The following is a 19,841-nucleotide window of genomic DNA, read 5'->3' as shown; positions in this document are numbered from 1 at the left end:
GTAGTATAAAATCGAAAATCAGCGTGCCCACCAGTCAATCCTTGATCAGTGTGATCATCCCCACGTTTAACCGGGTCCAGTACCTGGAAGACGCGATCGCGAGTGTCCTGAATCAGGACTACACGCCGGTCGAGTTGATTGTGGTCGATGACGGGTCGACCGATGCGACGCCCTCGGTTGTTCGCGGGATGGGCGGCAACATCCGCTACTTCTACCAGGACAATATGGGAATCGCCGGTGCGCGAAATACGGGCGTCAGGCTGGCGACCGGTGCGTTCCTGGCGTTTCTCGATTCAGACGATGTCTGGATGCCTGGCAAACTGACGCGGCAGATGGCCGTCTTTGCCGCTCGGCCGGAAACCGATGTCGTCTACGGCCACGCCGAGCAGTTCTTCAGCCCGGAGATTGAACCAGAATTCCGGCAGCGGCTCAAGACGGCAGAGGGAATCCTGCCGGCGCCGCTTCCAACGTCCATGCTCATTCGCCGCGCCGGGTTCGACCACGTCGGGCCTTTTGACCCCCAGTACCCGGTCGGCACCGAGATTGGGTGGCAGGCACGGCTGCAGGAGTGCGACCTCACGGTGACGATGATGCCGGACGTCGTCTACCGTCGCCGCCTGCATCGCAGCAACTTCAGCCTCACACATGCCGACGCCTCAGGAGATCGCCTGCGGGCCCTGAAGGCCATCATTGACCGCCGACGGCTGGCTCAATCAGCCTCGGCCACCGGAGACGCCAGCGTATGAGCGACACGTATCGAATCGAGGGAACCAATGTCATGCACGAGACCATCGATGGAGAGGTGGTCATCGTGAATCTGGACAACGGCACCTACTACAGCGCGGGCGGCGTCGGTGCGGGCGTGTGGGCACAACTTGTCGCCGGCCGGACACTCGCCGCCCTGATCGCCGACGCGGCCTCCCGGTACCAGGGAGACCGCGATCAGATCGCCGCGGGCATCGAGGCGTTCGTGCGGCAGTTGCAGGAAGAGAAGCTCATTGCCGCAGTGCCTGGACCCGACGAATCCCTTTCGCCGTCCGTTGCCTCCGAGCCACCTTCAACCGCCTACAGCGATCCCGTGTTGCAGAAGTACACCGATATGGAACAGTTGCTTCTGGTCGACCCGATCCATGAGGTTGAGGACTCGGGATGGCCGAACGTCAAGTAGACGGCGATCTCTCGGCCGATCGGATCGCTTTCTTCGAAGCGGTCAAGGAAGGATTCCGGCGCGCTGCACAGGCGAGCGGAACGATCGAGAAGCACTATCGAATCGCGGGCCGGAGCGTCCGGTTGCGATTCGCAGGGCCCGCGCTTGTGCCGGTGATCGATCCCGCACTGGCCCACCTCCAGGCCCAGCCTGCACCGACGCCTGACCTCACCATTGACTTGTTTGACAGCGCGTCGACAGGTGCGCGCCTGCCGCTCCTCGTCAGGAGCCTGGTGGATCTGCTCCGCACGAACTGGTGGGAACACCTGCTCAGCCGGCGCGAGATCAAGGGCTATCACGGCGGCCACATCCAGACCGCCTTTCATCTCGGCCCCGACATTCTCAGCGTGCTCGATACCGAAGCCAACCACGCGCTGTACTGGGTCAACGACGCGGTCCAGACTCCCTACTACGAGCGGGGCTACCCGCTCACCAACCTGCTCAATTGGTGGCTGGGCCGACGTGGGTGCATCATCATTCATGCGGCGGCTGTCGGCCATGAAACCGGTGGCGTGATCCTCCCGGGCCAGGGCGGCAGCGGCAAATCGACGACGACCCTGGCGTGCCTCTCCTCGGCACTGGGGATCGTGGGCGACGACTATTGTGCGGTGGATCAGGCCACCGGTGACGCGCACAGCCTCTACAACACGGTCAAGCTCAAGGGCGACCAGGATGTGGAGCGCTTCGCCCATGTCGAGTCCTTCATGGACCACGTGGAACGCGTCGGCGAAGGTGGCTCCCTGGAACGGGCGATGATGTTCCTGCACCAGCACTCACCAGGGAAGATGCTCGCTTCAATGCCGCTCAAGGGCATCCTGATTCCCCGGGTCACGGGCCGCCCAGAAACAACGATCCAACCTGCCTCGGCGGCGGCGGCATTCAAGGCGCTCGCGCCGAGCACCATCTTTCAACTCGCGGGCAACGAGCGGACGGCGTTCCAGGCGCTTGTGAACCTGTCCCGCAGCATTCCGGCTTTCGAAATCGGGCTGGGAACAGACATCGACAAAATCCCTGGAGTGATTGAGCAATTCCTCGATGGGACACCGCCGACCAGCCACGAGCGGCCGGCTGCTGCGACGAGTCAGGCGCCAACGAATGCCCACTGACGAGGCGCGTCGTCGCCTTGCGCAAGGCCACCGGGCGATGGCGCTCGGCTGGATCAAACGTCGCCGCCTCAAGCAGGCCGTTGTCGAATTTCACAGGGCTCTCCAGGCCGACCCCAGCTATTTCGAGGTGTATCTCGAACTGGGGCAACTCTTCATGCAGCTCCATCGCTGGGCCGATGTGATTGCCCTGTGCCACGACGGCCTCACCCGATTCATGGAACTGGCTGAACTGCACAAGATGCTGATCACCGGGCTTGAAGAACAGGGCACGCTCGACGACGCGTACGCCCACTACCAGCTTTCGCGGACCGACAGTCGAGATCTGGTGGTGGCGCAGGATGAGATCCTCTGCTGCGTCGCGGTCCGCAACGAACGCCCGCGCCTTCCAGGATTCCTCGCGCACTATCGCCGCCTTGGCGTGGACCGGTTCTTCTTCGTCGACAACGACTCCAGTGACGGCACGGCCGAGTGGCTGCTCACCCAGCCGGATGTGCATGTCTGGCAGTCGCCGCTGTCGTTCAAGCGGGCGAACTTTGGATCGGTCTGGTTCGAGTTGTTGTTGCGGCGCCATGGCATCGGCCACTGGTGCCTCACGGTCGACGCGGACGAGTTCATGGTCTACGACGGCTATCCGGACCGGTCGCTCCACGCATTGTGCCGCGACCTTGACGCACGAGGGATGGAGGCCGCGAGCGGCGTGCTGCTGGACATGTACAGCGACCGCGCGGTTCGCGAAACGTTCTGCGATGAAGGTGCGGATCCGATCGAGGTGTGCGCCTACTTCGATCGACGGTTCTGCCACACGCGCGACGAGCGTGCCGGCCAGTACCGCAATCAGACGATCTTCTTTGGCGGCGCCAGGCAGCGGGTCTTTCCGGGACCACAGAACTACCTGCTGAGCAAGGTGCCGCTGCTGCGGTACCAACCGCGGGTGGTGCTCGCCAGCGGCCAGCACCTGACGACGATTCCGTACGAGCGCATCGCCCACGAACAGGTGTGCCTGCTGCACTTCAAGTTTCTGGCGTCGTTCTTGCCTTACGCTCGCGAGGAGGCCCGCCGGGAAGTGCACGCGATGGGCGCCACGCAATACAAGGCCTACGCGGCGAAGTTGGCTGAGGACGAGTCGGTGTCACTACACGACCCGGCGCATTCGGTTCGCTTTGAGGGCATCACACAGCTGAGGGAACTCGGCGTGATGCGACCGGAACCTGCGGCGACGCCCGTAACGTTTCCCCTCATCGCGCCAGTGAGCCTGACCACTCCTCGTCCGTTCTGGTCCGTGATGATCACGGTCTACCGCCGGTTGCACAATCTCGAACGTGTCGTGGGAAGCGTGCTTCAGCAGGCCACGCCGGATATGCAGATCGAGGTGATCAATGACGGCGCCGATCCGGAAATCCAGGGCGACCTGGGCCTCCGGTTGCAAGCGCTTGCCGGTGACCGGGTGCACCTCCATTGTCTTTCTGAGAACGTGGGCCATCCGCACATCTTCAATCTCTGCATCGAGCGGGCCAGGGGCGAGTGGGTCCACATCCTTCACGACGATGACTGGGTCGAGCCGGGGTTCTACGCAGCGATCCGCGACGGCATCTCGCAGGCGCCGCAGATCGGCGCGGCGTTCAGCCAGCATGCGGTTGTGACGCAGGGCCGCGGCGAAACGACCGACTGGCGATCGTGGGCAGAACGGGAAACGCCTGGAATCATTGCTGACTGGCTCGCGCGCATCAGTGTCGAGTGCCGGGTCCAGTTTTCGTCGATGGTGGTCAGGCGCAGCGCATACGAGTCGGTGGGCGGGTTCTGCGCCGAAGCACTGTCGGCGTTCGATTGGGAGATGTGGAAGCGGATCGCCGTTCACTTTCCCGTGTGGTACGTGCCAGAGGTGCTGGTCTCGATTGGTCGTGACGAATCTGCCGAGTCAACACGCCTTGAGCGGACCGGCGAGCAGGTCGCGCACAGCCTTCGGGCCGTGGAGATTTCGCAGGCGTACCTGCCGCCCGCGGACACCGATCGATTGTCGAGCAAGGCGCGGGAGCGGTGCTGCCTGTACGCACTCGGGATGGCGCGGCAGTTTCTTCGCGAAGGCAATGAGGCAGCCGCGCTCGCCAACCTGAGGGCCGCGGTCGCCGGGGCGCCGCCGGAGCGAGTCTTGAGGGTGCTGACCCAGGTCTTGAAGGGCGTCCAGGATGAGTTCTGTCCCTGAGATGAGCGACGCCGATCGCGAGAGCCTCCTGGGCCTGGCCTGGCTGGATCGAGGACGGGACGCCATCGCACTCACGCACCTGCAACGGGCGCTCGCCCTCGACGCCGGGCATGGGGAAGCACACCGCCAGTTGGCGTACTGGCACGTGCGGCGGAGCGACTTTCGGTCCGCGATTGACCATCTGGCGATGGCCGTCGCGGCCAGACCCTCGGATGGTCGCCTGCAGGAAGACTGGCGACTTGTGCGCGCATTGGCCGGACTGGGCCACGAGCCTGTCGACTTGCCGAGCCACCCTGAGGGAAGACTCAAGTTTCGGACCCGAGATGACCGGGCGCATCATCGAAGCGGCTGGCGCGATGCGATGCGATCCCTCCATCCGCTACACAACGCGGAGGGCGTCCTCTTCGAAGGATTCATCGATGAGCCCTTCGCGATACAGCACCCGCGCAGCGGCATTCGCAGCGGTCCTGGCCTTCTGGAGGCACTGCGACGTCGAACGTATGACGGGCGACTCACCTCGGAGGAACTCCATGTGGTGCCCTTCACGGAACCGTGGGTGGGGTTTCTGCATAACCCACCTGACATGCCGCGATGGTTTCACTACGACAAGGCGCCGCAGACCATCTTTGCCAAGCCGGTCTGGCACGAGAGCCTGCGGCACTGCCGGGGTCTCTTCACTCTCTCGGAATATCTGGCGAACTGGCTGAGGCAGGCCACCGGCAAGCCCGTCTCGGCGCTCATCCACCCCACCGTGCAGCCGTCTGTGTCATTCAGTTTCGATCGCTTTCTCGCCAATCCCGACAAGCGCATCGTCCAGGCCGGTTGGTGGCTGCGCAGCCTCAGTGCGATCTACCGCCTGCCGCTGGGGAGCAATCCGCTCGGCTATCGGAAGCTGCGCCTCGTGCCCAACTTCGCGGCGGGCGCCGACGCGCACCTGCGCGAACTGCTGGGCCGCGAATGCACCGCGCTCGGGATCACCGTGGACCCGGGTGTCAGCGACGTCGAGACGTGCGCACACATTCCCAACGACGCGTACGACGACCTGCTGGCCGAGAACATTGTCTTCGTTGAACTCCACGACGCGAGTGCCAATAACACCGTCGTCGAGTGCATCGCCCGCGCCACGCCGTTGCTCATCAATCCGCTTCCGGCCGTGGTGGAGTATCTGGGCGAGCGGTATCCGCTCTACTACACCGATCTGGCCGATGCGGCGGCCAAGGCGATGGATGTGGGCCGCCTGCGCGCCGCACACGAGTATCTGCTGGGCTGCGACACCAGGGATAAGCTGGACCTCGGCTGCTTCCGCCGGAGTGTCGAGGCGAGCGAGGTCTACCAGCGGCTATGACGCACATCGTGCTCTACACCGACATGGCCGGCATCTACGGCGCCGAACAGTGTACGCACGCGCTCAGCCTCGCACTGAGCGGCGCGGGCTACCAGGTCACTGTCGTCCAGCCGTACGCGGAACATCATCTCGTCGCTGAGCGTGAGTCGAAGGGCATCACCCATCGCTGGCTCGCGCCGGACAACTTGTGGGATTACACACACCCTGCTCGAGCGCTGACTGACCGTGCGGAGCCTGAACGCATTCTGGCCGCGCTGGACCCGGACCTCGTCGTCTTCAGCGACGGAGCGCCGGTGTCGAGCCTCTCGGCCAAGGAAGTGGCGGCCGAGCGAGGAATCCCGTATCTGACCATCGTTCACTGTGTCACGGCGTCATGGGCGATGGCGTTTTCGGCCCACCTGCCGCGCCTGCCAGAGGCCTTCCGGCGAGCCACCGGGGTGATCGCCGTCTCGAAGGAGAACCTCGACCTCTTGCACGCCTGCTTCGGCCTGCCCGCGGAGCTTGGTTGCGTCATCCACAATGGCCGGCCGGATCGGTTCTTTGTCGAGCCGTCGGCGGCGGTGCGCGTGCAGCTCCGCGAGGAGTTGCAGATCCCCCAGGACGCCGTTGTCTGCATCACGGTTGGGCGCTTCGACGCGGTAAAGGGCTATCAATACCAGTTTGAGGCGTTCCGAATACTCGAATCATCTCCCGTCTGGCCCGCGCTGCATTTTGTCTGGGTCGGTGGCGGGCCCCTGGAGACGCGGCTTCGGCAGCTGACGAAGCTGCTCAAGGTCGACCGCGCCGTTCACGTGCTTGCGAATCGCGACGATGTTCCGGTGCTGCTCGACGCCGCTGATATCTTTGTGCTGCCCTCGCAGTTCGAGGGCATGCCCCTGGCGGTGCTGGAGGCCATGGCGAAGGGCCTGCCGGTCATTGCCACCGCCGTCAGCGGCATCCCGGAGGCCCTCGGCGATTCCGGCTGGTTGCTCCCCAACCCGCGTCAGAATGGGGCCGTGGCTGTGCAGCTCGCCGAAGCCATCGCCTGTCTCGCGATGGATGAAGACCGTCGGAAGGCGCTTGGGCGGCAGTGCCGTGACCGCGCTCAGGCTCTCTTTCGTGAGGCACCGATGATGGAGAAGTATCTTCACTTGATCCAACGAGCATTGGTCCCTGCACGATGAGCGAACCCCTCCAGAACAGCGCGGGATGGCGCGAAACCTTTCAACGCGTGCGATGGGCATTCGGGATCTGCCGGACGACACGCCCCAGGCTGTATGTCGCAGCGTGGGCCAACGCGCTGGCCGCCACCGTCTTTCCGGCAGGCACGGCACTCGCCATCCGCGGACTGGTCAACGCTGTCAGCCAGGGCCTGGCGGGCGCAAGCACCTTCCGGCCGGAGACCGTCTACCTCTGGCTGTTGCTGGCTTTCGCAATGACGATGGGCATCGTGGTCACGGGGTCGGCCACGCGGTATCTCGCACGGCGCTTCGAGATTGAGCTGCTCCATCGCCTTCGGCTGGACATCCTGCGGCACAGCGCCGCAGCGCCCTTTGCCCGCTTCGAAGAACCGCTCTTCCATGATGCTCTCCGTCGCGCGCAGGAGAGTCCCGAGATACATGTCGCGCACTGCCTGGCGTACACCCTCGACCTGATGTCCCGGGGCGTCCAGATCGTGTCGCTGGCGGCGATCCTGTTTGTGATTGAGCCTCTGCTGTTCGTGCTGCTGGTCCCGGTCGGAATCCCCTACCTGCTATTTCAGTGGCGGCTGTCGCGACGGCAGTTCCAGGAAGTTGACGCGCGGATCAAGAGCCAGCGCTGGATCGAGTACTACGCCGGACGCCTGAGCAGCCAGGAACAGGCTGCCGAGATCAAGTTGGGCGGTCTCGCCCCGTTGTTTCTTGACCGGGCTCGTGTGCTGATGGCCGGGTTTCGCGAGGTGCTGGCGAAGTATCAACGGTTCGAGTTTGCTGGCAACCTCGTGTTTGCTCTCGTGTCGGTCGTGGCGATCTATCTCGCGATGAGCCGCGCGGCTTTTGCGATTGTCGGGGGCCGACTGACGATTGGCGACCTCGCGATCTACGGCAGCGCCGCCACCCAACTGCGCTCCATGGTCGAGGGCAGCATCCTGCTCATGGCCGGCCTGCGGTGGGATCTGCTGCATGTGGGCAATCTGCGTGCATTCCTCGCCCTGCCGATTGATGCCCCACGGCGGTTGGGAGAACGGCGCGTGCCCTTTTCCGGCCGCATTGCGTTTCGCGACGTGACCTTCACCTATCCGGGAGCTGACACGCCGACATTGGTGAACCTGTCGTTCGCGATTGAACCCGGAGAGACAGTCGCTCTGGTTGGAGACAACGGCGCCGGCAAAACCACTATCGCCAAGTTGGTCACGGGCCTCCATGAACCCACAGGCGGTGCGGTGTTGTTCGACGACGTCAGCGCCCGGGAGATCGACCCGAGTTTCCTTCGGAGCCAGGTGACCTGCCTGTTCCAGAATTTCGGCCGGTACGACGCGACCGTCGCCGACAACATCGCATTCGGGGACTGGGAACGTCTGCAGGGTGACGATGCGGGGATTGAGGCGGTGGCGCGCGCGGCCGGTGTCGATGACATGGTGCGCGCCATGCCGCAGGGCTACCACACACTGCTCGGCCGGACATTCGGCCAATACCAGCCTTCGGGGGGGCAGTGGCAGCAACTGGCGATCGCCAGGGCCATCGCCCGCGACGCCCCGATCCTGATCCTCGATGAGCCGACTGCAAATCTGGACATCGACACCGAATACCAGCTATTCCTGCGTTACCGGGCGCTGGCCGAAGGTCGAACGATCCTGCTGATTTCGCACCGCTTCTCGACCGTGCGCATGGCGGACCGCATCCTGGTGCTTGATGGAGGCCAGGTGGTTGAGAGCGGTTCGCACGAGGAACTGATTCAGGTGGGCGGCCGCTACGCGGCGCTTTATGACTTGCACCGACGCCATCTGGGTGTGACGTGACGCCGCTCCAGGAAGACGTGCTGCGCGCCGCCTTCGCCGCTGACCGGACGGCTGTTGATGCCTGGCGCCGGTGGCGGTCCGCTGTCGACTGGGAAGCGCATCTCGATCACGATGCGTTTCGTCTCATGCCGCGCGCGTGCCGAAACTTGCAGACACTGGGCGAGACCGACTCATTGCTGCCTCGGCTGAGCGGAATCGGGAGACAGGCCTGGTATGCCAACCAGCGCCGGGCGGCCCGCCTGCAGCCGGTCCTGCAACAACTCGCTGCGGCCAATGTCGAGATGCTGATCGTGCCACCTGGCACATTGCCGCTCTTCGAGCCACGCGCCGTGATCCCTCCGGACGCGGCGCTGGTCTGTGCCGTGCGTGCCGAGCAGGCCGAAGCCGCGGTTCGCTGCCTTTGGCGTCAGGCGGGGAGCAGTTCCGTGCGGTTGCCCCACTGGGCGCTGGCCGGCTACGTGAGGACCGGTGGGACCGTGACGTGGCGCGGTCCCGATGGCCAGGAACTGCGGCTGTTGTGGCAGGCGAATCAGCGCGACCGCGGCGGCCGATTTCCTGACGAGGTGTGGCAGCGGGCTGTGCAGGGCCAACTGGGCCTGGTGCCGCTGTTGATGATGAACGCCGACGATACCGTCCATGAACTCTGCCGGCAACCACTGAACGGCAATCCCTTCAGGCGGATCGTGGACGTGTTGCTCATGTTGGACGCGATGCCTGGTCCGGTCGATTGGCGTCGCGTGAGCGTCCGCGCGGAGCACGCACCTCTTGCCCCTGGCTGGAGCGAGTATTTCGCGCGGTTGCATGCACTGCTGCCTCGGCTCTTCCCCGCATCGGTGATCGCGGAGTGGCCCGTGGCTGGGTTACCACCGGCGACGACCGCCGCCGGCGGCATGGGCCGGCGCGTGGCCGCGCACTGGAGGGCCTATCGTGAGGCGGTCGGTGAACCACGATCGCAGGCTTTGGCGATCAAGCACCTGCCCGGCCATCTGGTGGCGCGCTGGAATCTGCCGTCCCTCACGTGGATTCCAATGCGGGTCTGCCGCGGCCTGCGCGATGAGTGGCGCGAGGCCCGCCGTTGAGCGCCTTGGTGTGTTTGGTCAGGGCCCAGGAAGTGAACTGGGCCGCGTGGCAGTCCTTGCAGGCGTCAGCGCCAGGGGAGGCCTCCTTCGGAGGTGCCGACGCGGATGCTCATCCTTCAGACACGACCGCCAGAATCTCCACCCCGTACAACTCCCGCCGCCGCGGGCCAAAGTCGGCAATCTCGGCCAGATCGGCCAGGGTGCGCGGTGGACGCTGCGACAGGTCGCGGAGGGTTGTGCGAGGCAGGATGACGTCCGATTCCACGCCGCGCGCATTCGCGCGCGTCTTTCGCCACTGATGCAGACGGTCGTATCGAGCCAGCACATCGTCTGGTGGCACCTCGATGATCGGCGCGGGCGGGGCGGGCGCGTGCAGCCCTCGCTGGATGGCCGACAGCAGCCCCCGCCCATGGCGATGGACCTGGCCGGGCGTCATGCCGGGAATCGCGATCAGGTCGTCGAGACTCGCCGGGGCGCGAAGGGCCAGTTCCTCACGTCGCCCAGCGACAGACTCCAATCCTTCACCCCGGCTCGGGCCAGATACATGTCCGGGTGCGTGAACTTCTGAAACAACTTGATCGCGAACTCGAAGTCCGCCGGTGTGCGGCCGATCCACTTGCCGACCAATCCCGGATCCGGCATCCGGTAGAAGGTCGAGTTCACTTCAACGATGTCGAAATGCTCGGCGTAGTAGCGCAATTCATCAAACCCGCGCGGCCGCCGCGCAGGATAGAACACCCCATTCCACGTGCCGTTGCCCGTGGGGTAGTTCCAGCCGGAGGTGCCGACGCGGATGCTCATCCTTCAGCCATGATGCCATCAGGAGCATGCGAGGCGCGGTCACGGCGTCTGGATCTGGTCGTGAACGCCACTCGCGTACCGAGACCGATGGAGGTTCCGCTCGAAGAATCCCGCGCCGGCTGGTCCACCACGGAGGTAGCCCAGGCACTCGCCAGCGGCGCCCGCGACCAGGCCCGCGACGAGCAACGAGCATCGATGGCCCCGCGCCAGTTCCCGAACACGGCAGGTTGAGCCACCGCCCATCACGATCCGAAAGAGACGGACCGCGGGGAGCAGCGGCATGCCTGCCGCGTACACGAGCCGACGGAACACCGGCCATCGTCTGCGACGCATCCGGGCGAATTGCCGCCCTTGCCGAACTGGTCGATCGCATGCCAGCCGGGACCGGTGATGTTGAGGATCTCGACCTGGGCCGACGGGTCGAAGCAGATCAGGCCTCCGCGGGTGCGGATCTCGTCCTGCACCGCAGTCAGTGACTGCATCAGGTCGGGCAGATCGGGGCCAAGCGCCATCAACGCATCCCGGCGGTACGCGCTGTTGTGACCGGGGACCCGAGGTCGATTTCCCCGCCCGAGATGTCCTGCCACCGTCCGTAGTTGATCTGCATCGCCGCCCAGCTCGCGTCGCTGGCAGGATTGCGATTTCGCATGGCAGGCCCGACAACTGTCCACCTGTCCGATTGGCACGCGCCGATCATCGCGTCGACGAAGCCGGGGCGTGGAAACGCGCAGCTTTCGGCGAAGACGACCCACGGGGCTGTCGCCGCCGCGACAGCCTGCGCTTCAGCGCGCGCGATGTTCATCCCATCGTCGCCATGCACGATGCGCACGAACGGGAAGTCGCGAAGCCCCGGGTCATCGCGGTGCAGGACTGCGCCGGCCAGCGTGGCGATGACCAGCTCGATCCTCGCCGGGTCCCCCTGCGCGTGCAGGTGCCGTAGCGTCGTACTGATGGTGGCTGCCGCATCGGTGGCAAGGACCACCGACAACCCGGGGGGCGCTATCATGTCTGCGATGATAGCGTCGCTCGGCCGGTAGCCTCATCACTCGCATCGCAGGGGGCATGCAGAATGATTTCAGTCCTGGGATCCCACATGGGCAGCGAGGAGCTTGCCGAGATTCAGGATTGCCTGGAACGGCAATGGCCGGGTCCTGGTCCGAAGTCTGCGACGTTTGAGGCGGAGTTCTGCCAGTATCGCGGGCTGCCCAACCTGGTCGTGGTCAACAGCGGATCGAGTGCGCTCTACCTGGCCACCACCCTGCTGGCTCTGCCCCCGGGCTCCGACATCATCGTGCCTTCGTTCACGTGGGTGTCATGCGCGCACAGCATTCTCCTGGCGGGCCATCGCCCGGTGTTCTGCGACGTCGATCTGGACACGCAGAACGTGACTGCCGACACGATCGCCGAGGTGATGACGCCGGCGACCAGGGCCATCATGGTGGTGCACTACGCCGGCCTGCCGGTCCAGTTGCAGCCAGTGATCGCCCTCGGACTGCCGATCATCGAAGACGCTGCGCATGCCGTGGCCTCGATGCTGGCCGGCCGGCCGTGCGGCGGTATCGGGGACATCGGGGTCTTCAGCTACGACGCGGTCAAGAACCTGGCCATGGGCGAGGGCGGGGCAGTGACCTCGCGCCACCAGGCTCTGGCCGATCGCGCCCGACTGCTGCGCTACTGCGGCGTGGTCAAGTCGGGGTTCGACGCGGCCAACACCGCCCACCCACGATGGTGGGAACATGAGATTTGTGCGGTGTTTCCGAAGCTGCTGGTCTCAGACCTGAATGCGGCTGTGGGCCTGGCGCAGTTGCGCAAGCTCGATGCGCTGCAGGCGCGGCGCAAGCGCATCTGGGACATCTACCAGAAGGAGTTTGCAGACCTCGACTGGCTGCGCCGCCCGAGCGAGGCCGGTCCCGCCGACCGGCACTCGTACTTCACATACCTGGTGCGCATCCCCAACAGGGACCGGTCGGCACGCACGCTGTACCAGCAGGGGATCTACACCACGTTGCGCTATCACCCGCTGCACCTCAACCCGATTTTCGACACGAAGGTCAGTCTTCCCAACACCGAGCGACTCGGCGCCGACGCGTTGAACCTGCCCCTGCATCCACGGCTGACTGACGACGAGGTCGCCACGATCGTGGCGGCGGTCCGGACCCTGCCCGCGTCCTGGTGACCCGAATGGCTGGCCAGATACTCGAGCGCGTTGTCGAAGTGGCGGTGCTCAGCGTGGCGGCATGGCCCGCGATTGCTCCGTGTGCGAGCACCGCTTTTCGGCGCGCGTTTCCAGGCTTAGCCCTGCGGCTGGCGGGAGTGGTCGTGGCCTACGCCGTCGGCATCGCTCTGTTGGCCGCGTTTGCCCCGATCGGGCTGGTGCGCGGCGCCGCGGCCGCCGCCGTCGTCGCGATGGTCGCCGTGCTCTGGCACTCAGGAGTAGCGCGCGGCCGCGCGCATGGATGGCCACCGGGTTCGCTCGGCCCTTTGCGCTGGGTCCATGGACCCGGCAGGATTTTTCTCCCGACCAGAGTCGGCGCCTGGGAAGTACCTTCAAGACCAGTCAGTTTCTGCGACCAACCGCCTGCCTGGTCGGTTTGTCTGCAGGGTCGGAGTTTTTCCGCCAGCACGACGATGTGTTGGTGTCGCCGCCGTGGTCGTTTGGCCGGTTCATCCCAGGTGGATTCCTCCGTCACATGCCCCGCGAGCGCCACGCCGAGGCCAAACAGGTGCTTCGCCTTGCGATGGCGCGCGAGGTGTACGAGTTGCACGAGGCCTTCATCCGCGACCAGTTTCGCCAGGAACTGGCGCGCATGGCACACGCGTCTGCCGGCACCGGCGTGCCGCCTCGCCGCCATATCCAGCGCGCAGTGTTTTCGATCTGGGTGCGTCTGTTCTTCGGAATCGATCCCGCGAGCGCGGAACGCGCTCGATTGAAGACGCTCTACAGGGTCATCGACATCCGGAATCCCTCGAGCGCGTCCGACCGCCAGATTCGGAGTGCGGTGGCGGAGATCGTCGCGATCGCGCGCGCACACACAGCCGACGGGCATTCGCCAGGCGCTGGCGCTGGCAGTTTCCTGGAGGCGCTGGCCCGCAGCAGCCCCGCTTCCGTGGACGACCCGACGATCATGGGAAACCTCGCATACATCCTGCACACCACGTGGGCTGACGTGTCGGGCCTGCTCCAGTGGATCGCGCGGATGCTGACCGACCACGGCCAGTGGGCCGACCGGCTTCGGCTGCCGGCGCACGCCGATTCCGCCCACGAGGGCGGCGCGCTGTCCTTGTCCACGCGGGTTGTGATGGAGACGCTGCGGCTCGAGCAGAGCGAGTACTTGTACCGCGCGACCACCAGCGACATTTCGCACGGCGGCATGGTCATCCCGAAAGGCTGGCTCGTACGGCTCTGCGTACGCGAGAGTCACCAGGACCCTGCGGTGTTTGAGCATGCGCAGACCTTCGACCCCGATCGGTTTCTGCACCGGTCGTTCACGCGCCGCGAATATGCGCCTTTTGGCGCGGGCCTGCGCCATGCGTGTCTTGGCGAGGACCTGACAAAGACGGTCGGTGGCATCTTCGCCGAGGAACTCGCGCGCGGGTACCACTGGCAATCCGTTGCCGATGGCCCTGCCGAACACAGCGCGTGGCGTCATTGGCGACCGTCGTCGGCATGGCGCATTGTCCTCACGCCTCGTGGTGGAAGCGCGTGAGCCGCGCTGCCCTGGCGCAGTCGCCACGGGTCAGCGTGTTGACGGCCACATTCAACGCGGCCGGCTTCATCGAGACCACGCTGGCCAGCGCGCTTCGCCAGACCTTCGGCGATTTCGAGCTTGTGGTCATCGACGACGGGTCGAGTGACGGCACGGTTGAGGTCGTCGCGCGCCTCATGGCGGCCGACGCCCGCATCCGGCTCATTCGCCAGATGAACCGAGGGCCGAGCGCGACACGTAACCGGGCGATTCTCGAATCCCGTGGCGAGCTGATCGCGTTTCTCGACCACGACGATCTCTGGCTGCCCGACAAGCTCGCTCGGCAGGTGGCGCTTATTGACGCGCGCCCCGAGGTGGGCGTGGTGTCGTGTTACTCGGCCGTGATCGATGCGAGGCACCGATGCCTGGGCTGGCGCCTGGGCGGCGACGCCAACGGCAACGTGGCCGACGAGATGATCGAGTGGGACATGGTCTCTGGCGGCAGCGTGGCGCTCATGCGTCGTGAGGCGTTGGAGCAGGTCGGCCACCTTGATGAGACCCTGCGATTCCGTGAGGACTGGGATCTCTGGATCCGGCTGGCCCGCCACGTCCGGTTCGCGACGGTGCCCTGCACACTCGTGGGATATACCCGCAGTCCGGGCAGTGAGTCCCGCAACTATCAGCAGATGGCGCTTGAAGGGCAGCGGGTTCTTGAGAAAGCGCGGCGTGACGATCCACGCGTCACCACCCAACGCCTTCGGTTCTGTCAGGCGAGGGACCTATTCGCGATGGCGGTATTCTGCGCGATCGACGGTGAGGTGTCAGCCGCCTGGCGATTTCTGCGCAGGTCAGTCGCGACATCGCCCGCGCCCGTCCTGCGGTCGCCGAAACGGTGGGCGTTTGTCGGCGTGCTCATCTTGCAGACGATCCTGCCGCCGGCGGCGTTCGCACGGGTATTCGGCTTGCTCAATCGGATGTCGTTCCACCTGCAGCCAGGGCAGCCCTTCCACCAACTGGCTGACGTGCAGAGATGACGGCGTCCGGGCCGGAGGTGTCCGTCGTTCTGGTCACCGACTCACTGGACGCGGTCGCCGCTGCGCTGCACTGCTATCGCGCCGAGCGATTGCAGATGGTCATCGCCGCAGTGAACGGCGCCAGCATTTCGACGTCAGCCATTCACGCTCTGGGATTCGATCAGGTCATCGTGATCGACGGAGGCGACGGCCGGCTCGATGTGGCCGAGGCGCGGGCTGCACGGGCGGCTACGGCGCCGTGGGTGCTCTTCGCGCAGGCCCATGCCTTTCCCTCGACCCGGTGCCGTGGACGTGCTGATGGAGGCGTGCCGGTCCGGGTCGTGGACGGTCGTCGGGCCGTCGATCGGCAACGCAAACCCAGAGACCGCAATAAGCCGGGCAGCCATGCGCATCAAACACGGCCGGTGGGCGAACGGTCAGCCGGGTGGACTGCGAGCCGACGTCCCGGGGCACAACAGCGCGTACAGGCGCGAGGCACTCCTCGCGCTCGGCGATGATCTGGACGCCTCACTCGAGGCGGGGTGGCAGTTGCAACACGAACTCCTGGCTCGCGGTGGCCAGTGCTATTTCGAGGCCGCGGCGCTCGTGGATGTCGTCAACCCTGACCGCGTGGGGCCGTTCGTGCGAGACCTCTGGCGGCTGGGCCGGCAGTTCGGCCACCAGCGGCGACGGCGCTGGTTCCCGTTGCGACGTTTGGTGTACGCGGCGGGCGCGCCGGCGATCCCGGCCGTGCGGCTGGTCCGCCTCGTGGCCGATGCCGTGCGTTGCGGCGACACGACCATATGGCGGCAGTTGCCGGTGGTCTCGCTCGGGTTGATCGCAAGCGCCGTCGGCGAGGCCGTGGGGTACCTGATCGGCCCCCCATCGCGCGTCAGGTTCGTTCCGCGCTAACATCCCGATCGGCGCTGGCCCTCCCATGTCCGACCTTCCCGCCTTTTCCTACTTCCGACCACGCACCTTGCGAGCAGCGCTTCAGGCCATTGCCCGTCCTGGTGCCTGCATCTACGCGGGCGGTACCGACGTGATCGTCGCGCTGTCCACGCAACAGCCATGGACACGGTTCGTCCGCGAGATCGTGGACATCAAAGGCGTCACCGACGCCACTGGTGTGTCCGATCTGGGCACCCACCTGCGTATCGGCGCGCTCGTCACGGCCCACGAACTGTCGTCCAACCCCTTGGTGCGCCGGCACGCGCGCGTACTGGCGGAGGCGGCCGCGCAGACCTCCGCACCGGCCCTGCGGCGACGCGCCACGGTGGGTGGCAACATCACCACGCCGCATGCCGCCGGAGACATCACGACGGCGCTGCTGGCACTCGATGCCATGGTGGTGGTTGCGGACCGCCAGTCGTGCGACCACTCCCCGCTGGCAGACTTCATGAGCGCGCAGGCCGCCGAGTGGCCGCTCCAGCGGTTGGTGGTGGCGGTGCACGTGCCCAAGTGCAGGCACAGCGCGTTTGAGAAGGTCGGCGCCAGGATGGCCTTCAGCCGATCCTTGGCGGCCGCAGGCGTGGCTGAATTCAGCGGCGGCGTTCGGGTCGCCCTCGGAGGGCTTGGCGGGCGGCCATTCCTGGCGCCCACCGTGGCCGCGTCGTTCGGCAATCGCTCCCGCCGTGATGAGGCGCTACGCGCGGTCTGCCATGTCCACGCCGACAGCCTGTCGGACTACGCGTATCGCCTTCGCGTGGCCGGCGTCGTGCTTGGACGCGCCGTGGCGCGCGTGGGGGCACGATGAAGCGACGCGCGACCGCGACGAGAGTCGCAATCACCGTGAACGGTATCCTGCGAACGACCCGCGTGACGGCATCGACCACACTGCTGCAGCTCGTACGCGACCGGTTCGGTCTTACGGGAACAAAGGACGCCTGCGGCGTCGGCGAGTGCGGCGCCTGCACGGTCCTGCTTGATGGCGAGCCCACCCTGTCGTGTCTGGTGCTTGCCCCCGAGGCGGACGGGCGGACCGTGACAACGATCGAACACGCCACGAACCCCCGATTGCGCCGCCTTCGTCGCGCGTTTGCCGATCACGGCGCCATTCAGTGCGGGTTCTGCACGCCTGGAATGATCCTGGCGGCCAGCCCGTTGCCGGCCAACGCCACCGCCGCGGCGATTCGGTCCGGGCTGGCCGGCAACATCTGCCGCTGTACGGGGTACACGAAGATCGTGCGCGCCGTGCAGCAGGCGGGACGACGACATGGCTCGACGCGCTGACCACACCAGCGGCCAGTGCGTCGGCGTCAGCCACGTCCGGACCGACGCGGTGGCCAAAGCCGCCGGCACCGCGCTCTACCCGCAGGACGTCCCACTGCCGCCGGGCTGCCTGCACGCGGTGACGGTTCGTGCGCCGGTGGCCCGTGCCTGGCTGCGCCGGCTCAACACCGCCGCGACGCTCGCCACGCCAGGCGTGGTCCGGGTGATCACCGCCGGTGACGTCCGGGGCACCAATCGGTTCGGCCTGATGGAATCCGATCAGGAAGTGCTGGTGACGGACCGGATTCGCGGCGCTTCGGATGTTGTTGCGGTCGTCGTGGGCACCACTGAGGCAGCCGCGCGATTGGGGGCCGGATGCCTTGAGCTTGAGCTGGTGACCGAGACCCCACTGATCGATCCCGAGCGAGCCTGCGATGAAGACGCGCCGGTGGTGCATCCCGGGCGTACGCCCACCGGCTCTCACCCGAATATCGTCACCGAGCAGGCGATCGCGCGAGGCGATGTCGACGCCGCAGTGGCTGGAGCCGCGATCGTCATCAGCGCCGAGTACCGGACCGAACTGGTGGAGCACGCCTTTCTCGGACCCGAGGCCGGCATCGCCGTTCCGGAGCAGGACGGCAGCCTCACGCTGAACGTCGCCACGCAGTGGCCGCAGGAGGATCTGCGCCAGGCGGCCGAGGCGCTCGGCGAGCCCGTCGACGGCCTCCGCATCGTCCAGCAGACGATCGGCGGAGCGTTCGGCGCACGCGAAGATATTTCACTGCAGATTCTGCTCCTGCTGGCGGCGCGGGTGGCGGGCGCACCGGTGCGCATGGTGTGGGATCGCGTCGAGTCGATCCGCGGCCACAGCAAACGGCATCCGTTCCACATTCGCCACGTGCTCGGCGCCGATCGTCAAGGCCGTTTTCTCGCGGCTCGCATTGACATACTGGCGGATGCCGGGTGTTACGCCAGTTCGTCGAAGGCAGTGATGGCCAATGCCATCTCGCAGGCCTGCGGGCCATACGCGATTGCGGCCGTGCGAGTGACTGGCCGTGCCGTGTTCACCAACAATCCGTACACCGGTGCCTTCCGCGGGTTTGGCGTGAACCAGGTGACGTTTGCCATGGAGCAGCAGGTCAACAAGCTTGCGCACGCCCTGGGAATGGCGCCCGATGCCATCCGGCGCCGCAACTTCGTGCGTGAAGGGGGACGTCTGGCCACGGGCCCGAAGGTGTTTGCCCGCACAGGACTCGATCTGACTCTGTCAGCAGCCACGGCCCGGGCTCGGCGTCGGCGCCTGCCACGGTCGTGCGGCGACTGGCGGTACGGCCGGGGTACGGCCAGCGCCTTGAAGAACGTCGGTTTCAGCTTTGGGTTCGATGATCACGCCACGGCTCGCGTCACCGTGACTCGCTTGGCGATCACGGTGTGGGTCGCTGCCTCGGAGGTTGGGCAGGGAACCGAGACGGTGCTGGCGCAGATTGCCGCCGAGGCGCTCGGGACGACGCCACGCGCAGTCACGATCGAATGGCGAGACTCGGCAAATGCGCCGGGGGCTGGCCGGGCGTCGGCCTCGCACCAGACGTTTGTGTCGGGGAACGCCGTGCGTCTGGCGTGCGAGCAGGCTCGGCGCGCAGTCACCGCGCGCGGCGGACGCCGGGCATTGCCGCCGGAGGGGGTGACCGTCACATCGACATTCCATGCGCCCTCGACCGATCCGCTGGCCACCACTTCGCCCACGCGTCACGCGTACTCGTACGCGTGGAGTGCATGCGTGGCGGATGTGGGCGTGGATCTCGGGACCGGTGCCGTGCGTGTGCTGCGTGTGGTGAACGCGATTGATGCGGGTCGCGTGATCAACCCCCACCTGGTCGAGGGCCAGGTGGAGGGCGGGGTGGTGATGGGGCAGGGATACGCGCTTCAGGAACGGTGCCCCACCCTTGGCGGGATGTTCGACCACCCAGGCCTTTCGACCTGCAATCTGCCCACCTCGGTCGATGCGTCGCCCATCATCGAGACGATCGCCGTGGAAGGGGCCGACCCGTCGGGTCCATACGGTGCACGCGGCATCGGCGAGATCACGATGATCCCGGTGGTACCTGCCATCGCCGCCGCCATTCACGCTGCGGCCGGAGTGTGGATGGACCATCTTCCCATCGTGCCCGAGCGGCTGTTGGCCGCGCTGGAACGCGACGGGCTGCTACGGTAGGTCG

The 19,841-nt window shown here is 66.1% G+C and carries 20 protein-coding genes and 1 pseudogene; 14 read left to right on the top strand and 7 right to left on the bottom strand.

Annotation, left to right across the window (positions count from 1 at the left end):
• Window positions 1-23: 23 nt before the first annotated feature.
• From IPL75_19435 to IPL75_19405, 7 genes are read left to right on the top strand one after another with little or no spacing between them, the layout of a single operon-like run.
• Window positions 24-746, top strand: a complete 723-nt coding sequence (locus IPL75_19435; protein MBK9242370.1) for a glycosyltransferase family 2 protein — start codon at window positions 24-26, stop codon at window positions 744-746.
• Window positions 743-1,168, top strand: a complete 426-nt coding sequence (locus tag IPL75_19430) for a PqqD family protein (protein ID MBK9242369.1) — start codon at window positions 743-745, stop codon at window positions 1,166-1,168. Before IPL75_19435 ends, IPL75_19430 begins: the two co-directional genes overlap by 4 nt.
• Window positions 1,150-2,313, top strand: a complete 1,164-nt coding sequence (locus IPL75_19425) for a serine kinase (protein MBK9242368.1) — start codon at window positions 1,150-1,152, stop codon at window positions 2,311-2,313. Before IPL75_19430 ends, IPL75_19425 begins: the two co-directional genes overlap by 19 nt.
• Entirely contained in the window at window positions 2,303-4,513 is a 2,211-nt protein-coding gene (locus IPL75_19420) for a glycosyltransferase family 2 protein (protein MBK9242367.1), read from the top strand. Before IPL75_19425 ends, IPL75_19420 begins: the two co-directional genes overlap by 11 nt.
• Complete coding sequence (locus IPL75_19415; protein MBK9242366.1) at window positions 4,497-5,858, top strand: tetratricopeptide repeat protein; 1,362 nt, start codon at window positions 4,497-4,499, stop codon at window positions 5,856-5,858. The genes IPL75_19420 and IPL75_19415 overlap by 17 nt, the downstream gene beginning before the upstream one ends.
• Window positions 5,855-7,021, top strand: a complete 1,167-nt coding sequence (locus tag IPL75_19410; protein MBK9242365.1) for a glycosyltransferase family 4 protein — start codon at window positions 5,855-5,857, stop codon at window positions 7,019-7,021. The genes IPL75_19415 and IPL75_19410 overlap by 4 nt, the downstream gene beginning before the upstream one ends.
• Window positions 7,018-8,835, top strand: coding sequence for an ABC transporter ATP-binding protein (locus tag IPL75_19405; protein MBK9242364.1), 1,818 nt, complete (start codon window positions 7,018-7,020; stop codon window positions 8,833-8,835). Before IPL75_19410 ends, IPL75_19405 begins: the two co-directional genes overlap by 4 nt.
• Window positions 8,836-9,849: 1,014 nt before the next feature.
• On the opposite strand, the pseudogene IPL75_19400 reads toward IPL75_19405, so the two are convergent.
• The 6 genes and pseudogenes from IPL75_19400 to IPL75_19375 all read right to left on the bottom strand — a co-directional run bounded on the left by IPL75_19400 (window position 9,850) and on the right by IPL75_19375 (window position 11,721).
• Window positions 9,850-9,978, bottom strand: a pseudogene (locus IPL75_19400) (hypothetical protein).
• Between the two features lie 45 nt (window positions 9,979-10,023).
• Window positions 10,024-10,431 carry an HRDC domain-containing protein gene (locus IPL75_19395; GenBank protein MBK9242363.1) on the bottom strand — a complete coding sequence of 136 codons (408 nt, stop codon included), beginning with the start codon at window positions 10,429-10,431 and terminating at the stop codon, window positions 10,024-10,026.
• Window positions 10,365-10,715 carry a DUF72 domain-containing protein gene (locus tag IPL75_19390; GenBank protein ID MBK9242362.1) on the bottom strand — a complete coding sequence of 117 codons (351 nt, stop codon included), beginning with the start codon at window positions 10,713-10,715 and terminating at the stop codon, window positions 10,365-10,367. The genes IPL75_19395 and IPL75_19390 overlap by 67 nt, the downstream gene beginning before the upstream one ends.
• Window positions 10,716-10,754: 39 nt before the next feature.
• On the bottom strand, window positions 10,755-10,997 hold the full coding sequence (locus IPL75_19385) for a hypothetical protein (protein ID MBK9242361.1): 243 nt from the start codon (window positions 10,995-10,997) through the stop codon (window positions 10,755-10,757).
• Window positions 10,958-11,227: a hypothetical protein gene (locus IPL75_19380; GenBank protein MBK9242360.1), complete on the bottom strand. Its 270-nt coding sequence runs from the start codon at window positions 11,225-11,227 to the stop codon at window positions 10,958-10,960. Before IPL75_19380 ends, IPL75_19385 begins: the two co-directional genes overlap by 40 nt.
• Window positions 11,227-11,721 carry a hypothetical protein gene (locus IPL75_19375; GenBank protein MBK9242359.1) on the bottom strand — a complete coding sequence of 165 codons (495 nt, stop codon included), beginning with the start codon at window positions 11,719-11,721 and terminating at the stop codon, window positions 11,227-11,229. Before IPL75_19375 ends, IPL75_19380 begins: the two co-directional genes overlap by 1 nt.
• A 63-nt stretch (window positions 11,722-11,784) precedes the next feature.
• Here IPL75_19375 and IPL75_19370 point away from each other — a divergent pair, with 63 nt between their 5' ends.
• The 3 genes from IPL75_19370 (at window position 11,785) to IPL75_19360 (ending at window position 15,435) form a co-directional block, all read left to right on the top strand.
• Window positions 11,785-12,891 carry a DegT/DnrJ/EryC1/StrS family aminotransferase gene (locus IPL75_19370; protein MBK9242358.1) on the top strand — a complete coding sequence of 369 codons (1,107 nt, stop codon included), beginning with the start codon at window positions 11,785-11,787 and terminating at the stop codon, window positions 12,889-12,891.
• Window positions 12,892-13,171: 280 nt separating this feature from the next.
• A complete protein-coding gene (locus IPL75_19365) occupies window positions 13,172-14,422 on the top strand; it encodes a cytochrome P450 (GenBank protein ID MBK9242357.1) in 1,251 nt (416 codons plus the stop codon).
• Window positions 14,419-15,435: a glycosyltransferase gene (locus IPL75_19360; protein ID MBK9242356.1), complete on the top strand. Its 1,017-nt coding sequence runs from the start codon at window positions 14,419-14,421 to the stop codon at window positions 15,433-15,435. Before IPL75_19365 ends, IPL75_19360 begins: the two co-directional genes overlap by 4 nt.
• Before the next feature lie 134 nt (window positions 15,436-15,569).
• Here the strand turns inward: IPL75_19360 and IPL75_19355 are convergent, their stop codons facing one another.
• The gene (locus tag IPL75_19355) at window positions 15,570-15,821 is read right to left on the bottom strand and encodes a hypothetical protein (GenBank protein MBK9242355.1); all 252 of its coding nucleotides are present in this window, start codon (window positions 15,819-15,821) and stop codon (window positions 15,570-15,572) included.
• On the opposite strand from IPL75_19355, the gene IPL75_19350 reads away from it, so the two are divergent.
• The 4 genes from IPL75_19350 to IPL75_19335 are packed head-to-tail and all read left to right on the top strand — an operon-like array spanning window position 15,820 to window position 19,837.
• Window positions 15,820-16,326 carry a hypothetical protein gene (locus tag IPL75_19350; GenBank protein ID MBK9242354.1) on the top strand — a complete coding sequence of 169 codons (507 nt, stop codon included), beginning with the start codon at window positions 15,820-15,822 and terminating at the stop codon, window positions 16,324-16,326. The two genes, IPL75_19355 and IPL75_19350, sit on opposite strands and share 2 nt — an antisense overlap.
• A 25-nt stretch (window positions 16,327-16,351) precedes the next feature.
• On the top strand, window positions 16,352-17,170 hold the full coding sequence (locus IPL75_19345; protein ID MBK9242353.1) for an FAD binding domain-containing protein: 819 nt from the start codon (window positions 16,352-16,354) through the stop codon (window positions 17,168-17,170).
• Window positions 17,167-17,646 (top strand): (2Fe-2S)-binding protein, encoded by a 480-nt coding sequence (locus tag IPL75_19340; protein MBK9242352.1) that lies wholly within the window; start codon window positions 17,167-17,169, stop codon window positions 17,644-17,646. The genes IPL75_19345 and IPL75_19340 overlap by 4 nt, the downstream gene beginning before the upstream one ends.
• Window positions 17,630-19,837, top strand: coding sequence for a molybdopterin-dependent oxidoreductase (locus IPL75_19335; protein ID MBK9242351.1), 2,208 nt, complete (start codon window positions 17,630-17,632; stop codon window positions 19,835-19,837). The genes IPL75_19340 and IPL75_19335 overlap by 17 nt, the downstream gene beginning before the upstream one ends.
• Window positions 19,838-19,841 lie beyond the last annotated feature (4 nt).

This window comes from Acidobacteriota bacterium (genome assembly GCA_016716905.1).
Lineage (GTDB): Bacteria > Acidobacteriota > Vicinamibacteria > Vicinamibacterales > SCN-69-37 > SYFT01.
Note: the sequence above shows the minus strand (reverse complement) of the source record. Positions and strands in the feature narration are given on the sequence as shown.

Bases quoted from the DNA above. Each gene is read 5' to 3' on its own strand.
- IPL75_19430 (MBK9242369.1), top strand. From the start codon at position 743: ATGAGCGACACGTATCGAATCGAGGGAACCAATGTCATGCACGAGACC.
- IPL75_19425 (MBK9242368.1), top strand. From the start codon at position 1,150: ATGGCCGAACGTCAAGTAGACGGCGATCTCTCGGCCGATCGGATCGCT.
- IPL75_19420 (MBK9242367.1), top strand. From the start codon at position 2,303: ATGCCCACTGACGAGGCGCGTCGTCGCCTTGCGCAAGGCCACCGGGCG.
- IPL75_19415 (MBK9242366.1), top strand. From the start codon at position 4,497: ATGAGTTCTGTCCCTGAGATGAGCGACGCCGATCGCGAGAGCCTCCTG.
- IPL75_19410 (MBK9242365.1), top strand. From the start codon at position 5,855: ATGACGCACATCGTGCTCTACACCGACATGGCCGGCATCTACGGCGCC.
- IPL75_19405 (MBK9242364.1), top strand. From the start codon at position 7,018: ATGAGCGAACCCCTCCAGAACAGCGCGGGATGGCGCGAAACCTTTCAA.
- IPL75_19390 (MBK9242362.1), bottom strand. From the start codon at position 10,715: ATGAGCATCCGCGTCGGCACCTCCGGCTGGAACTACCCCACGGGCAAC.
- IPL75_19385 (MBK9242361.1), bottom strand. From the start codon at position 10,997: ATGCCGCTGCTCCCCGCGGTCCGTCTCTTTCGGATCGTGATGGGCGGT.
- IPL75_19380 (MBK9242360.1), bottom strand. From the start codon at position 11,227: ATGGCGCTTGGCCCCGATCTGCCCGACCTGATGCAGTCACTGACTGCG.
- IPL75_19375 (MBK9242359.1), bottom strand. From the start codon at position 11,721: ATGATAGCGCCCCCCGGGTTGTCGGTGGTCCTTGCCACCGATGCGGCA.
- IPL75_19370 (MBK9242358.1), top strand. From the start codon at position 11,785: ATGATTTCAGTCCTGGGATCCCACATGGGCAGCGAGGAGCTTGCCGAG.
- IPL75_19365 (MBK9242357.1), top strand. From the start codon at position 13,172: ATGGCCACCGGGTTCGCTCGGCCCTTTGCGCTGGGTCCATGGACCCGG.
- IPL75_19350 (MBK9242354.1), top strand. From the start codon at position 15,820: ATGCGCATCAAACACGGCCGGTGGGCGAACGGTCAGCCGGGTGGACTG.
- IPL75_19355 (MBK9242355.1), bottom strand. From the start codon at position 15,821: ATGGCTGCCCGGCTTATTGCGGTCTCTGGGTTTGCGTTGCCGATCGAC.
- IPL75_19345 (MBK9242353.1), top strand. From the start codon at position 16,352: ATGTCCGACCTTCCCGCCTTTTCCTACTTCCGACCACGCACCTTGCGA.
- IPL75_19340 (MBK9242352.1), top strand. From the start codon at position 17,167: ATGAAGCGACGCGCGACCGCGACGAGAGTCGCAATCACCGTGAACGGT.
- IPL75_19335 (MBK9242351.1), top strand. From the start codon at position 17,630: ATGGCTCGACGCGCTGACCACACCAGCGGCCAGTGCGTCGGCGTCAGC.